Source organism: Tateyamaria sp. (assembly GCF_039940735.1).
GTDB lineage: Bacteria > Pseudomonadota > Alphaproteobacteria > Rhodobacterales > Rhodobacteraceae > Tateyamaria.
This window is the reverse complement of the sequence record NZ_JBDVGB010000061.1, coordinates 82,070-95,281: the sequence shown is the minus strand read 5'-3', so window position 1 is coordinate 95,281 and position 13,212 is coordinate 82,070. Positions and strand designations below refer to the sequence as shown.

The 13,212-nt window shown below is 55.5% G+C and carries 16 protein-coding genes; 11 read left to right on the top strand and 5 right to left on the bottom strand.

Annotation, left to right across the window (positions count from 1 at the left end; genetic code table 11):
• Positions 1 to 2 precede the first annotated feature (2 nt).
• Together ABJF76_RS13545 and ABJF76_RS13540 are read left to right on the top strand one after the other, a co-directional pair.
• A complete protein-coding gene (locus ABJF76_RS13545; RefSeq protein ID WP_413819587.1) occupies positions 3 to 206 on the top strand; it encodes a DUF1737 domain-containing protein in 204 nt (67 codons plus the stop codon).
• A complete protein-coding gene (locus tag ABJF76_RS13540; protein ID WP_413819588.1) occupies positions 206 to 1,255 on the top strand; it encodes a MaoC family dehydratase in 1,050 nt (349 codons plus the stop codon). Before ABJF76_RS13545 ends, ABJF76_RS13540 begins: the two co-directional genes overlap by 1 nt.
• A gap of 146 nt (positions 1,256 to 1,401) precedes the next feature.
• Here the strand turns inward: ABJF76_RS13540 and ABJF76_RS13535 are convergent, their stop codons facing one another.
• Genes ABJF76_RS13535 through ABJF76_RS13515 form a run of 5 tightly spaced genes read right to left on the bottom strand, consistent with a single transcriptional unit; the run spans position 1,402 to position 5,912 of the window.
• Complete coding sequence (locus ABJF76_RS13535) at positions 1,402 to 2,088, bottom strand: ABC transporter ATP-binding protein (RefSeq protein WP_413819589.1); 687 nt, start codon at positions 2,086 to 2,088, stop codon at positions 1,402 to 1,404.
• A complete protein-coding gene (locus ABJF76_RS13530) occupies positions 2,085 to 2,834 on the bottom strand; it encodes an ABC transporter ATP-binding protein (RefSeq protein WP_413819590.1) in 750 nt (249 codons plus the stop codon). The genes ABJF76_RS13535 and ABJF76_RS13530 overlap by 4 nt, the downstream gene beginning before the upstream one ends.
• Complete coding sequence (locus tag ABJF76_RS13525) at positions 2,827 to 3,813, bottom strand: branched-chain amino acid ABC transporter permease (protein ID WP_413819591.1); 987 nt, start codon at positions 3,811 to 3,813, stop codon at positions 2,827 to 2,829. Before ABJF76_RS13525 ends, ABJF76_RS13530 begins: the two co-directional genes overlap by 8 nt.
• On the bottom strand, positions 3,810 to 4,730 hold the full coding sequence (locus ABJF76_RS13520) for a branched-chain amino acid ABC transporter permease (protein ID WP_413819592.1): 921 nt from the start codon (positions 4,728 to 4,730) through the stop codon (positions 3,810 to 3,812). The genes ABJF76_RS13525 and ABJF76_RS13520 overlap by 4 nt, the downstream gene beginning before the upstream one ends.
• 51 nt (positions 4,731 to 4,781) lie before the next feature.
• Positions 4,782 to 5,912, bottom strand: a complete 1,131-nt coding sequence (locus ABJF76_RS13515) for an ABC transporter substrate-binding protein (RefSeq protein WP_413819593.1) — start codon at positions 5,910 to 5,912, stop codon at positions 4,782 to 4,784.
• Positions 5,913 to 6,300: 388 nt separating this feature from the next.
• Between ABJF76_RS13515 and ABJF76_RS13510 the strand changes: the two genes are divergently transcribed.
• From ABJF76_RS13510 to aqpZ, 9 genes are all read left to right on the top strand, one after another.
• Complete coding sequence (locus ABJF76_RS13510) at positions 6,301 to 6,750, top strand: hypothetical protein (RefSeq protein ID WP_413819594.1); 450 nt, start codon at positions 6,301 to 6,303, stop codon at positions 6,748 to 6,750.
• 116 nt (positions 6,751 to 6,866) lie between these two features.
• A complete protein-coding gene (locus ABJF76_RS13505; RefSeq protein WP_413819595.1) occupies positions 6,867 to 7,532 on the top strand; it encodes a DUF1194 domain-containing protein in 666 nt (221 codons plus the stop codon).
• Between the two features lie 151 nt (positions 7,533 to 7,683).
• Complete coding sequence (sdhC, locus tag ABJF76_RS13500) at positions 7,684 to 8,067, top strand: succinate dehydrogenase, cytochrome b556 subunit (protein ID WP_413819596.1); 384 nt, start codon at positions 7,684 to 7,686, stop codon at positions 8,065 to 8,067.
• 11 nt (positions 8,068 to 8,078) lie between these two features.
• Positions 8,079 to 8,450: a succinate dehydrogenase, hydrophobic membrane anchor protein gene (gene sdhD, locus ABJF76_RS13495; protein WP_413819597.1), complete on the top strand. Its 372-nt coding sequence runs from the start codon at positions 8,079 to 8,081 to the stop codon at positions 8,448 to 8,450.
• A 75-nt stretch (positions 8,451 to 8,525) separates the two neighbouring features.
• Positions 8,526 to 10,331, top strand: a complete 1,806-nt coding sequence (sdhA, locus tag ABJF76_RS13490) for a succinate dehydrogenase flavoprotein subunit (protein WP_413819598.1) — start codon at positions 8,526 to 8,528, stop codon at positions 10,329 to 10,331.
• Positions 10,332 to 10,349: 18 nt separating this feature from the next.
• A complete protein-coding gene (locus tag ABJF76_RS13485; RefSeq protein ID WP_413819599.1) occupies positions 10,350 to 11,168 on the top strand; it encodes a hypothetical protein in 819 nt (272 codons plus the stop codon).
• Positions 11,165 to 11,494 (top strand): hypothetical protein, encoded by a 330-nt coding sequence (locus ABJF76_RS13480; protein WP_413819600.1) that lies wholly within the window; start codon positions 11,165 to 11,167, stop codon positions 11,492 to 11,494. Before ABJF76_RS13485 ends, ABJF76_RS13480 begins: the two co-directional genes overlap by 4 nt.
• Positions 11,495 to 11,507: 13 nt before the next feature.
• Positions 11,508 to 12,287, top strand: coding sequence for a succinate dehydrogenase iron-sulfur subunit (locus ABJF76_RS13475; RefSeq protein ID WP_413819601.1), 780 nt, complete (start codon positions 11,508 to 11,510; stop codon positions 12,285 to 12,287).
• A gap of 149 nt (positions 12,288 to 12,436) precedes the next feature.
• Positions 12,437 to 13,129 (top strand): aquaporin Z, encoded by a 693-nt coding sequence (gene aqpZ / locus ABJF76_RS13470; protein WP_413819602.1) that lies wholly within the window; start codon positions 12,437 to 12,439, stop codon positions 13,127 to 13,129.
• Positions 13,130 to 13,212: the final 83 nt, after the last annotated feature.

Sequence of the window (13,212 nt, the reverse complement as noted above, 5' to 3'; positions counted from 1 at the left end):
ATATGAAACTATATCGTTTTCTGTCCGAAGAGGACACGTCAGCCTTTTGCCACAAGGTCACAGAGGCGTTGAACAAAGGTTGGGAACTGCACGGAAGCCCGACCCAAACATGGGATCACGCGGCAGGCATTATGCGTTGCGGGCAGGCCGTCACAAAAGAGGTGGAAGGCACCTATACACCGGATACCAAGTTGGGCGCACAGTAATGGGCGAGCGCGCCAAGACGGGTAAGACCAATGCGGGCCGTTTTTTCGAAGATTACCGTCTTGGTGACGTGATCCGGCACGCCGTGCCGCGCACTCTGTCGGGCGCGGAACGCGCGCTTTATCATATGCTCTACCCGGCGCGGCATGCGCTATATTCGTCCGATGAATTTGCCCGCGCCTCGGGGCTGAAAGCCAGCCCTTTGGACGATATGATTGTCTTTCACACGGTGTTTGGCAAATCTGTACCGGATGTGTCGTTGAATGCGGTGGCAAACCTTGGTTACGGCGAAGGGCGGTTTTTGGCGCCGGTCTGGCCCGGCGATACGCTGCGCAGCGAAAGTGAGGTGATCGGCCTCAAGCAGAATTCGAACGGCAAGACGGGCGTGGTCTATGTGCGCACCCGTGGGCTTAATCAACACGGCACGACAGTGCTGGAATTTGTGCGCTGGGTGATGGTGCGCAAACAGCACTTGGATGCGCCTGCGCCCGACACAACTGTGCCCGATCTTGCATCTGCGATCGACGCGTCTGACCTTGTTGTGCCGCAGGGGCTGACATTTGATACTTACGATTTTGAGCTGGCAGGCGAAGGCCACCGGTTGGGCGATTACAACGTCGGCGAAAAGATCGATCATGTGGACGGTGTCACCGTGGAAGAGGCCGAGCACATGCTAGCCACGCGCTTGTGGCAAAACACGGCCAAAGTGCATTTCGATACGTCTGCGCGCCCGGATGGCAACCGGCTGATCTATGGCGGTCATGTGATTTCGATGGCGCGCGCGTTGTCGTTTAACGGGTTGGCCAATGCGCAAATGGTGGTGGGGTTGAACGCTGGCGCGCACGCCAATCCGTGCCTGTCAGGCGACACAATTCGCGCATGGAGCGAAGTGCTGGACACGGCGGAAACCACGACCCCCGGTGTTGGCGCGATCCGGTTGCGACTGGTTGCGACCAAGGGCGGCGCGCCGTTTGCGTTGCGCAAGGAGGACGGCAAATATCGGTCCGATGTGCTGCTTGATCTGGATTACTGGGCTTTGATGCCGACCTGAAACCTACGGGTTCTCAAGGACGCAAAATGAAGGCCCAAACGCGCTATTCCTGTGAAGGAAACTGGGTCAAACCGAACCGGCCCATTGCTGCAAGACCGGGTTTCCCGAGACACCTTGGGCTGCGGCGCGACGTGGCTGGCATCGTATCAAACGCCAAGGTACTTTTCCTGAATGTCTAAAGGCAGCGCGTTCATGCCCCCGGACCAAACCGTTGCCCCACGCTCTAGAATGACGGCTTTGTCTGAAACGGCTGAAAGCTCTTTTAGGGATTTGTCGATCAAAAGGATCGCCATTCCGGTTTCGTGTTTGACGCGGCCAATAGCGGCCCAGATTTCTTGGCGGATGATGGGGGCAAGGCCCTCGGTCGCTTCGTCCAAGATCAACAGGCGTGGGTTGGTCATCAACGCGCGCCCGATTGCCAGCATTTGCTGTTCTCCGCCAGAAAGCGAGGCCGCGCGTTGATGCGCGCGTTCACCCAACCTTGGGAACAGTGCGGACACCTTTGCCATCGTCCAATCCCCGGGGCGGGCTGCGGCAATCAGGTTTTCGCGGACTGTTAAACTTGCGAAACATCGACGTCCCTCGGGGACAAGCCCGACGCCAAGGCGGGCCACTTTGTGACTGGGCAAGCGATGCACGTCTTGGCCAAACACTCGAAGCGTGCCAGTTGATTTTATCAAACGACAGATCGCTTTCACGGTCGTTGATTTGCCCATTCCGTTTCGGCCCATCAGGGCGGTGACTTCGCCCTCGGACATGGTCAGGTCGACGCCAAACAGCGCCTTTGAACTGCCATAGCTCGCTTCCAATCCGCTTACGGACAAAAGAGTCACGCGCTTTCTCCGAGATAAGCGTTTCGCACGGCAGGGCTGCTCCGAATCTCGTCCGCAGAGCCCGCGGCAATGACCTTGCCGTAAACAAGCACGCTGATCCGGTCGGCCAAGGCAAACACTGCGTCCATGTCATGTTCAACTAAAAGAATTGGGGCCTCGGTTCGCAATCCGTCCAAAAACCGTGTCAACGTTTTTGATCCTTCAGCCCCAAGCCCGGCCATAGGTTCGTCCATGATAAAGGCTTTGGGCGATAGGGTCAGGGAAATCGCCACCTCAAGCTGGCGGCGTTGGCCATGGCTAAGATTGGCCACGGTCATGTTTCGTTGATTGAGCAACCCGACACGGGCCAGCGCGGCATCGGCACGTTCCGTCAATTCCCGCGTCTTCAACGCGCTTTTCCAAAACTTCCATGGGCCCGCATCTGCACCAATCGCGCCCAGCACAGTATTCTCTAAAACACTGTCTTCCATTGCGAGTTCGGAAATTTGAAACGTACGGCCTAGACCAGCCCGCGCCCGCGCGCTTGTTCCAAGGCCCGAGACATCGCGGCCAAGTAGTGAAACACTGCCAGCATCGGGTTTCAAACTGCCGCAAATTTGTTTGATCAACGTAGACTTGCCAGCCCCGTTGGGGCCGATAATGGCGTGGATTTCACCGGCGCGCAGATTAATCGAAACGTCGTCCGTGGCCTTCAACGCGCCAAAGCTCTTTCTTAATCCGTGAGTGGAAAGCACTGTGTCAGACATGCGCCCCTTCCTTTCCGGTCAGAAGCCCCAGAATGCCGCCCCGGCCGAACAGGACGATGCAGAGCAAGATCAAGCCGAGGTAGATGTGCCAAAACTCTGTCAGTCCCCCTAAAAAGTACTCAAGTGCGACGAACACACAGGCCCCAATGACGGGCCCCATCAATCGGCCAACTCCGCCGATGACGATCAAGACAATCAATTCGCCCGACAAATGCCAGTTGAACATTGTGGGTGAAACAAAGCGGTTTAGGTCGGCAAAAAGAGCGCCCGCCAACCCTGTGATTGCCCCAGAGATTACGAATGCCAACAGCTTTAGTTTCATTGGATTCAGACCCACTGCTTCCACACGCGTAGGCGTTTGACGGGTCGCATTCAACGCAAGGCCAAAAGGGGAGGCCTGCAAGCGCGCGTTCAAAAACAGCACGATGCACAGGATCACAAAACAGATGCCAAAGAATTGGATCGGTACCAGTGTGTTCAAACCGGGAAAGTCGTTGCGCACATAAATCGACAACCCGTCTTCGCCGCCATATTGCGGCCAAGAGATCGCGAAGTAATAAAACATCTGCGCAAAGGCGAGGGTGATCATAATAAAATAGACGCCTGATGTGCGCAGTGTCAGTAGGCCAATGACATAGGCAACACCAGCCGACACCAGCATCGCGACAACCCAAATGATAGGCATGAACTTTGTGCCACTTGTGCTGAAAAAGCCCAGATCAAGGGCCGTGTAGGTTTGCGCATGGTGCGCCAGAATGCCCATCGCATAGCCGCCAATGCCAAAGAACAACGCGTGCCCAAAGCTGACCAGCCCGCCAATGCCAAGGATGATGTTCAACCCAACTGCCGCCAGCGCAAGGATGACGGCCCGCGTCACAAGGGTGATTGTAAACGGTTCATCCGTCACCAGCGCAAACAGCGGAATGGCCAGTAAACCAAATAGGACCAGCGCATTGATGTGCGGTTCTTTCAACCTCATGAGCGGGCTCCGAACAGGCCGGTGGGTCGCCAGATCAGCACCAGGCCCATCAACACATAGATGCTCATTGACGCAAATGCGGCCCCGCTTTTCTGCGCGGCCCCGGTTTCCATAAACAGTTTCAACAGTTCAGGTAAAAACACGCCGCCCAAAGTGTCGGTCAAGCCAACCAGCAAGGCGCCGATAAACGCGCCTCGGATGGAACCGATGCCGCCGATCACAATGACAACAAAGGCAAGGATCAGCACGGGTTCGCCCATTCCGACTTGAACGGATTGGATGGCTCCCACCAAGGCCCCCGCCAGCCCGGCCAACGCAGCACCAAGCGCAAAGATCAACGTATACAGTTTTGAGATATCAACACCCAAAGCACCGATCATTTCGCGATCATTTTCGCCCGCGCGGATTTGGATACCGACCCGTGTGCGTTCAATAAGCGCCCAAAGCCCAACCGCGACGGCCAAGCCGATAGCAATCAAAGTCAGGCGATACAGCGGATATTGGATGCCGCCGGGCAAAGTGACGGGACCGGATAAGGCATCGGGAATATCCAGAAACAGTGGGAACGACCCAAAAACCCAGCGGGTGCCTTCGGAAAAGATCAATATAAGAGCAAAGGTGGCCAGCACCTGATCAAGGTGTGCGGCTTTGTACAGCCTTCGGATCACGACCGTTTCTATAATGACCCCGGCAATCGCGCCTGCGGTTAGGGCCGCAACAAGACCCAGAAAAAACGAGCCGGTCATCCCCGCAACGGCGGCAGCGGCAAAGGCACCGATCATATAAAGAGACCCATGGGCCAGATTGATCAGCCCCATAACGCCAAAGACCAAGGTCAATCCAGCGGCCATCAAAAACAGCATGACGCCAGATTGCAGCCCATTCAGGATCTGCTCGGCGATAAGGACAAAAGACATGGAGACCCCTTAGAGCGACGCGCACTGAAGTCAGCGCGCGCCGTATGTTCATTACATCTTACATTGCGATGCATAAGCGTCCGAGTGGTTTTCTAGGGCGACACCGATGATTTTGTTGGTATAAACGTCGCCTTCCTTGACCACTTCACGCGCATAGATCGTCTGGATCGGATGTTGGTTCGGTCCAAAGGCGAAATCGCCGCGTGTGCTATCAAAATCCGCAGCGCGCAACGCGTCGCGGAACGCGTCTTGGTCCGATGGATCGGCTTTGTCTAGGGCCGAAATCAACAGGTTCGCTGTGTCAAAACCCTGACTGGCATAAAGCGACGGAAGACGCCCGTATTCGGCCTGAAAGCTATCCACGAACGCGGCGTTCGTCGCGTTGTCGATGTCTTTGTTCCATTGGCTGGTGTTCACAACATTAAGGGCCGCATCACCGACCGCCTGCAAAATCCCTTGATCAAAGCTGAAGGCTGGCCCAACGACGGGAATGTCCACACCGCTGTTGGCGTATTGCTTGAGAAACGAAATCCCCATGCCGCCGGGCAAGAAGAAAAACACACTGTCCGCGCCGCTTGCACGGATTTGAGCGATTTCAGCGGCGTAATCGGTTTGACCAAGTTGGGTGAAGACTTCGCCCGCCAATTCACCTTCATACATGCGCTTGTAACCCGTCAACGCATCCTGACCGGCGGGGTAATTTGGCGCCATGATAAAGCTGTTGGCGTAGTCTGCTGTATTGGCATAGGCACCTGCCGCTTCGTGCAGGTTGTCATTTTGCCATGCGACATTGAAATAATTTTCGTGACAGCCTTGGCCCGCCAAAGCCGATGGTCCGGCATTCGGTGAAAGGTAAACGACGTCTTGGTTCACAGCGGACGGCACGACAGCCATGGCAAGGTTGGACCAGATGATGCCGGTCATGACGTCCACGCGTTCGGATTGGATCATGCGGTCGGACAATTGAACTGCGATGTCTGGTTTGCGTTGATCGTCTTCGATGACAACGTCGATGTCTGTGCGCCCCGATTGTGCAATCGCCAGCATAAAGCCGTCGCGCACATCAATGCCCAAACCTGCACCGCCGCCCGATAACGTCGTGATCATGCCGACTTTGACCTCGGCAGAGGCCGCAGTTGCACACAGGGCCACGAGGGACACTGCTGTTAGAACTTTTTTCATACATCTTCTCCGTTGGTTGGATGGAACAGATCAAGCTTGGTGGCTTTAACATCTGTGCCAAGCCCTCTTTGGGGCGTTCGTGCGCTGGGTTGCGTCCCGGCATAATCGTTTTCGTGTCGTTCCAGTTGATGACAAAGCGTCGTTTAGAGCGCTCTTGATTTCAAGGCGCAATTTGCATTCGCGAACCAAAAGGTGGGGTAAATCTCATGGTTTGACCTACTCGAAACCGCTTCGGTCAAGCCATACCAAGCGAATGAAACTGCAATCTGCAGTAGGTCTTAGGGCGGCCATCAATTTTGAGGGGCTTAAAATTCGGCCAATCCGCCACTACATTATGTTCAAGGTTAACGAGTGTTTCTAAATCGTGTGAGTGTACTGAGGGTCTACTATGCCAAATTTCAATCGCCGTGGGTTTCTGCAATTTTTAAGCGCCGCCGGAGTTGCGCCGCTGCTGCCCGGATTGCCGACGCCCGCAGTGGGGGCGGTCAACGGGTCGGTCTCTAAGGCGCTGTGGAGTGGCATTTATGCCAAGTCGGGGTCTGCTGCTAAATTTGCGGGCGCGGCGCGCAGCATGGGCTTGTCGAATGCGGCAATCCAAGGTGTCGGTGCCCGATCTGTTGGTGTCCGGGTTGCTTTGGTCGCTGCCTCAAATCCAATGGTTCCTATCGGTGGGGCAAAGGATGTGGCCCTTCCTGTGCATACGGAACGATTGAAAAAGGCCGGTAAGGTCCTGCGTGATCTTGAACGTAGCATGACGCCCAAGACGGGAAAAACCGTTGTCGATCAAGACGCGGAAGCGTTGGACGACGTCACCGAACCAAAGAACGTGGCGCCTTAATCGGAATGGCGTCGAAAACATCTCAGGTTCAAATCCATCTTCGATCAAGGCCTGATTTTGCGCGGTCTCACCAAAATTTCACATTTACATCCTGCATGCTCTGTTAGGGTCTTGGTATGCTGCGATTGCCTATCCTAACCTGCGCCTGTGTTGCCCCGACCACGGTCTTTGCCTGTGAACTGGCGCTTTTATTGGCTGTCGATGTCTCGGGGTCCGTTGATCCGCAGGAATACCGTATTCAGATGGACGGGCTGGCAACGGCGCTGCGGGACGGGATTGTGGCGGATGCGCTTGTTGAACAACAAGCCGAAGTGGCGCTGATCCAATGGACGGGGTCGTCACGCCAACGCCAGACCGTTGCTTGGACGTCGATGCACGATCATGCTGATGTTTTGGCACTTGCTGACACAATCGAAAATGACACGCGCATCTGGCGCAACTTCTCGACAGCTATCGGGGAAGCGTTGCAAGTCGCGCGGTCCGCATTTGTGCCGGTTAGTTATTGTGTGCGCCACGTGATCGATGTGTCAGGTGATGGTATTTCCAACGAAGGGATCGAACCCAAAACCCAACACGCAGGTTTGCGGGCGGCTGAAATCACAGTCAATGCGATTGCGATCGAAACGGACAAGACGGACCTAACTGGTTATTTTTTCGAGAATCTTATCACAGGTCCCGGCGCTTTTGTGGTCACAGCCAACGGATTCGCGGATTACCCCGAACAGATCAAACGCAAATTGCAGCGCGAAACGACGCGACAAGTGACGCAAAGGTTAAAATAACGCTAATTGTGATCACACGTGTTTATGCTGTGATCACAAGTGTTGTAAAACATACAAATGTGCCAATTAACCGAGCCAATTGTGATGGCGGGCCACGTGACATTCTAGTGAAAGCCGTTAAACAGAGTGCAGAGATAAAAAAGGACGCATCATGGCCGACGTCAATCGGGGCAATCGCCCACTTTCGCCGCACTTGCAAATCTATCGCCCGCAGATGACTTCGATTTCTTCGATCATGGTGCGGATCACCGGGATCGCTTGCCTTGGGGCTGCGTTGCTTGTTGTAGCGTGGCTTGTCGCGGCGGCCAGTTCGCCCGAAGCTTTCGCTGTTGTTGATGGGCTGCTGCGCAGTGTGCTTGGCAAGCTGATCATGCTGGCTGCGACCTGGGCCATTTTCTATCACATGCTTGGCCGCTTGCGGCACGTGCTTTGGGACTTTGGCTATTTCGTAGAAGTCGAGATTTCTGAAAAGATGGCTGTTGGGATGTTTGGGTTGGCAACTGTGCTGACTTTGTTCGTCGCCATTTTTGTATAAGGAGAATACAGATGCGTTATTTGACTGATCGCAAACGTGTCGCGGGCCTTGGCTCTGGCCGCGAAGGGACGCACCATCATTGGCAAATGATGGTCAGCTCGGTTCTGCTTGTGCCGCTTGTGCCGCTGTTTGTCTTTGTCTTTGATGCTGCGCTGGGCGGCACTTACGAAGACGTCGTTGCCTACCTTAGCCGCCCATGGCCAGCCATCATTCTTGCGGTGTCCTTGGTCGTGATCATCGTGCATCTGATGCGCGAGGCCCATGCCGCAATCGAAGACTACGTTCACGGCACGGCTGGTAAGCTCACTTTGATTGCCACGAGCGCATTCGCCTACGGGTTGATTGCCGTCGGTTTGTTCGCCCTTGCGCGGATGGCACTGTAAACACCCAAAGCGCGCCGCGCTTTGACATGACACAAGCGCGCATAGCGACGACGCTTTGAAATAGGAGGCCTAGAAATGGCTGCATATGATTACGAGACGCATGAATATGACGTCGTGGTCGTCGGAGCTGGCGGAGCCGGACTGCGCGCCACACTTGGCATGGCCGAACAAGGTCTGCGCACCGCTTGCGTGACGAAAGTCTTCCCGACGCGCAGCCACACGGTCGCGGCCCAAGGCGGCATCGCGGCGTCCCTGTCCAACATGGGCCCCGACAACTGGCAGTGGCACATGTATGACACTGTCAAAGGCTCGGATTGGCTGGGTGATACGGATGCCATGGAATATTTGGCCCGTGAAGCGCCCAAGGCGGTTTACGAGTTGGAGCATTACGGCGTGCCGTTTTCACGCACCGAAGAGGGCAAGATTTACCAGCGTCCCTTTGGCGGTCACACTACTGAATTTGGCGAAGGCCCGCCCGTGCAACGCACCTGTGCCGCTGCGGACCGCACCGGCCACGCGATCCTGCACACGCTTTATGGGCAGTCACTGAAAAATAACGCGGAATTCTACATCGAATATTTCGCCATCGACCTGATCATGTCCGAAGACGGCGTGTGTCAGGGCGTACTGTGCTGGAAGCTTGATGACGGCACCATGCACCTGTTCAGCGCCAAAATGGTTGTTCTGGCGACGGGCGGTTATGGCCGTGCGTATTTCAGCGCGACTTCGGCGCACACGTGCACCGGCGATGGCGCGGGCATGACCGCGCGTGCGGGTTTGCCATTGCAGGATATGGAATTTGTGCAATTCCACCCAACCGGCATCTATGGTGCGGGCACCTTGATTACCGAAGGCGCGCGGGGCGAGGGCGGTTACCTCACCAACTCTGAAGGCGAGCGTTTCATGGAACGTTATGCGCCGACCTACAAAGACTTGGCTTCGCGTGATGTTGTCAGCCGTTGTATGACGATGGAAATCCGCGAAGGGCGCGGTGTGGGTGACAAAAACGATCACATCCATCTGCACTTGAACCACTTGCCCAAAGAAACGTTGGATCTGCGTCTGCCCGGTATCACCGAAAGCGCGCGCATCTTTGCAGGCGTCGACCTGACCAAAGAACCGATCCCGGTTCTGCCCACCGTGCACTATAACATGGGCGGCATTCCGACGAACTATTGGGGCGAAGTTTTGGCCCCGACGAAAGACAACCCAGACAACGTGTCGCCGGGTCTAATGGCTGTGGGCGAGGCAGGTTGTGCCTCTGTGCACGGTGCAAACCGTTTGGGTTCGAATTCGCTGATCGATTTGGTGGTGTTTGGCCGAGCAGCCGCCATCCGCGCCAAGGATGTCGTGGACGCAAACGCGCCGGTACCAACACCGAACCCACGTTCGATCGAAGCGGCGTTCTCGCGCTTTGATGGGTTGCGCTACGCGAAGGGCCACGTGCCGACCGCAGAATTGCGCCTTGAGATGCAGCAGACCATGCAGCAGGACGCTGCCGTGTTCCGCACCGACAAGACGCTGGCTGAAGGCGAAGAAAAGATGAAAGAAGTGTCGGCCAAACAATCCGACCTTAAAGTATCTGACACATCGCTCGTCTGGAACTCTGATCTGATGGAAACGCTAGAGCTGACAAACCTGATGCCCAACGCTGTGGCCACAATCACAGCCGCGGCAGCGCGCAAGGAAAGCCGTGGCGCGCACGCGCACGAAGATTATCCTGATCGCGACGATGAAAACTGGCGCAAGCACAGCCTGATCTGGTTCAAGGGCGACGAAGCTTCGCTAGGGTTCCGCGGTGTGCATACACAGCCTTTGATCAGCCACAATGATGGCGGGATTGACCTGAAAAAGATCGCTCCTAAAGCGCGCGTGTATTAATCGCGCATGGCCCAAGCGTTGCGTACCCCAACTGAGATTGCATTTGCCCCCGGGCAGGTGCTGCGGGTCTATGGCATGCGACGCTCGGGCAATCACGCGTTGATCGACTGGATTATGCGCAACGCGAAAGGTGGGGCAGGGGTGTTCTTGAACAACTGCCGCCCCGGCCGCGATCCAATGAAAAGCAAAAGCGCGCTGTCTTTGTTTGAAAACGGCAAGGAAGTCGAAGCAAAGAACCTCCGCGCCAAGTTGCAGAAAGCTGGCAACGCTCCATTCGCTGTTGTCAGCTATGAAGACGCGATGCCAGCCAAAGAACGAAAGCCGCTTTATGACGCGCCCGAACAGTGCATCGTTATTTACCGAAGCTTTCTGCATTGGTCGGCGTCTTTGCTGCGCAAAATCCAAGGCAACGCAGGCTATGGCCCGCTGGAACGCATGCGCGTGATGATGCAGGCCATGCGGACCTATAACCAAATGCTCGGGCGTGTGCGTGACACGGATGTGGTGCCGTTGTGCTATGATGATTGGGTCAGTGATGAAACCTATCGACGCACGGCCCTTGATCGTATTGGATTGCCGGGTCGAAATCTGGGCTTGGGTCAAGTGCAGCGCTATGGCGGCGGGTCTTCCTTTCAGGGCCGCAAAGCCGAAGTTGCAGACCTCGCGACGACAGAACGCAGCATGCAAATGGCAGCAGACCTCGAATACCAGTTGGTTCTGTGGACTGCGGCACGTGATCTGGACTTTATGCTCCGTCTCGCTGACGTATTTCCAAAGGACGCAGAACGGCTGTCCAAACTTCTTGAAACAGCAACCGCGCAGGTGACCCTCTCATGATCCGTACTTTAATGCTTACCGCGTTTGTAGCGCTGACTGCATGCGATCAAGCGACCCAAGTGGTCGACGACGCAGCCCGACGCAGCGCTAAAGTGGCAGTGAACGAAGCCATCAATACGCGCTTTCCCGCCATCCCCACACAAGCAGTCACTCCGTTTACGGACTGCGTGATCGACAATTCGTCGGCCGGTGAAATCGGCCAATTCGCCCGCGACGCCGTCATTGGCGTTACCGACACGACCGCCGCCCTTGTGCGCACCGTGATCGAACGCCCTGAAACACAAACATGCATCATACAGGCCGGCCGCGCCGCCTTTACGCTGTGAGAGGAGACCCAAAATGGTCCAACTGACACTTCCGAAAAATTCCCGCATCCAAACGGGCAAGACATGGCCTAAACCGGAAGGCGCCACCAATGTGCGTAAGTTCCAGATTTATCGCTGGAACCCGGATGATGGCAAAAACCCCCAAGTCGACACCTATTTCGTTGATATGGATACCTGCGGACCAATGATGCTTGATGCACTGATCAAGATCAAAAACGAGATTGACCCGACGCTGACGTTCCGCCGGTCATGTCGTGAAGGGATTTGCGGATCCTGTGCGATGAACATTGACGGGATCAACACCTTGGCATGCATTTATGGCACTGACGAGGTCGATGGCGACATCAAGATTTACCCCTTGCCGCACATGCCTGTGGTCAAAGATTTGATCCCCGACCTGACGCACTTCTATGCTCAACACGCATCTGTCATGCCGTGGTTGGAGACCAAGACGAACCGCCCTGCTAAAGAATGGCGGCAGTCCATTGATGACCGTGAAAAGCTGGACGGTCTGTATGAATGCGTAATGTGTGCGTGCTGTTCGACATCATGCCCAAGCTATTGGTGGAACGGCGATCGCTACCTTGGGCCAGCCGCGTTGTTGCACGCCTATCGTTGGATCATCGACAGCCGCGACGAGGCGACAGGAGAGCGTCTTGATGACCTTGAAGATCCGTTCAAACTGTATCGCTGCCACACAATCATGAACTGTGCCAAGACCTGCCCTAAGGGTTTGAACCCGGCGGCTGCTATTGCGAACATCAAACAAATGATGGTTGAACGCACCGTTTGATCTGCACACCACGACCTATGAAAAGCCTCGCGAGTTGCGGGGCTTTTTTTATGGGGTGTGCGTATGATCGTTTTTCCCCGTGAAATCACCGGAATTTTACTTAACGTGCCTAAATAAGTCGCATCCTGCGGCAAAAACGAGGAATAATCATGAAAAAACCACTCGCTGAATTTATTGGCACATTCACCCTTGTCTTGTTTGGTTGCGGCGCCGCCGTACTTGCAGGCGGGGATATCGGATTAACAGGCATCAGCTTTGCCTTTGGTCTTGCCCTTATTGCTATGGCCTATGGCATTGGCCCCGTATCGGGCTGCCATATCAACCCGGCTGTCACCTTGGGTGTCGTTGCCGCAGGGCGGATGGAAATGAAAGACGCGATTCCCTACATGATCGCCCAAGTCGCGGGCGGCGTTTCCGGTGCTTTGGTTTTGCTTTTGATTGCAAGCGGTAAGGCTGACTATACGGTCGCCGGTAACGGTTTGGGCCAAAATGGCTGGGGCACAGGCTACTTGGGTGAATATGCAATGGTTGCGGCCTTCATCTTTGAAGTCGTTGCGACCTTCCTTTTTGTTGTTGTGATCCTTGGGGCCACCGGTTCGACCGCACCAGCTGCGATGGCTGGGCTGGCGATTGGTCTGACACTTGTGGTGATCCACTTGGTCGGCATCAACGTCACGGGCGTATCGGTCAACCCGGCGCGTTCGGTTGGCCCTGCATTGTTTGTTGGCGGGACTGCTTTGGCGCAATTGTGGTTGTTCATCGTGGCACCGGTCATCGGTGGCGTTGCTGCCGGATTTGTGTTCCGCAAAGGTCTTTTGGACCCAACCGAAGCTGACGCATAAACGATTAAAAATCGCAAAAGGTCCCCGATACCGGGGGCCTTTTGTGCTGTTCTGAGTGTGGTAATTGCCAAAGCAGCACGTAT

What these genes read in the sequence shown, in the direction of transcription:
- ABJF76_RS13475 (WP_413819601.1), top strand. Translation starts at nt 11,508, where the DNA reads ATGGTCCAACTGACACTTCCGAAAAATTCCCGCATCCAAACGGGCAAG.
- ABJF76_RS13515 (WP_413819593.1), bottom strand. Translation starts at nt 5,912, where the DNA reads ATGAAAAAAGTTCTAACAGCAGTGTCCCTCGTGGCCCTGTGTGCAACT.
- ABJF76_RS13510 (WP_413819594.1), top strand. Translation starts at nt 6,301, where the DNA reads ATGCCAAATTTCAATCGCCGTGGGTTTCTGCAATTTTTAAGCGCCGCC.
- ABJF76_RS13505 (WP_413819595.1), top strand. Translation starts at nt 6,867, where the DNA reads ATGCTGCGATTGCCTATCCTAACCTGCGCCTGTGTTGCCCCGACCACG.
- ABJF76_RS13530 (WP_413819590.1), bottom strand. Translation starts at nt 2,834, where the DNA reads ATGTCTGACACAGTGCTTTCCACTCACGGATTAAGAAAGAGCTTTGGC.
- ABJF76_RS13480 (WP_413819600.1), top strand. Translation starts at nt 11,165, where the DNA reads ATGATCCGTACTTTAATGCTTACCGCGTTTGTAGCGCTGACTGCATGC.
- ABJF76_RS13520 (WP_413819592.1), bottom strand. Translation starts at nt 4,730, where the DNA reads ATGTCTTTTGTCCTTATCGCCGAGCAGATCCTGAATGGGCTGCAATCT.
- ABJF76_RS13540 (WP_413819588.1), top strand. Translation starts at nt 206, where the DNA reads ATGGGCGAGCGCGCCAAGACGGGTAAGACCAATGCGGGCCGTTTTTTC.
- aqpZ (WP_413819602.1), top strand. Translation starts at nt 12,437, where the DNA reads ATGAAAAAACCACTCGCTGAATTTATTGGCACATTCACCCTTGTCTTG.
- ABJF76_RS13545 (WP_413819587.1), top strand. Translation starts at nt 3, where the DNA reads ATGAAACTATATCGTTTTCTGTCCGAAGAGGACACGTCAGCCTTTTGC.
- sdhD (WP_413819597.1), top strand. Translation starts at nt 8,079, where the DNA reads ATGCGTTATTTGACTGATCGCAAACGTGTCGCGGGCCTTGGCTCTGGC.
- sdhC (WP_413819596.1), top strand. Translation starts at nt 7,684, where the DNA reads ATGGCCGACGTCAATCGGGGCAATCGCCCACTTTCGCCGCACTTGCAA.
- ABJF76_RS13525 (WP_413819591.1), bottom strand. Translation starts at nt 3,813, where the DNA reads ATGAGGTTGAAAGAACCGCACATCAATGCGCTGGTCCTATTTGGTTTA.
- sdhA (WP_413819598.1), top strand. Translation starts at nt 8,526, where the DNA reads ATGGCTGCATATGATTACGAGACGCATGAATATGACGTCGTGGTCGTC.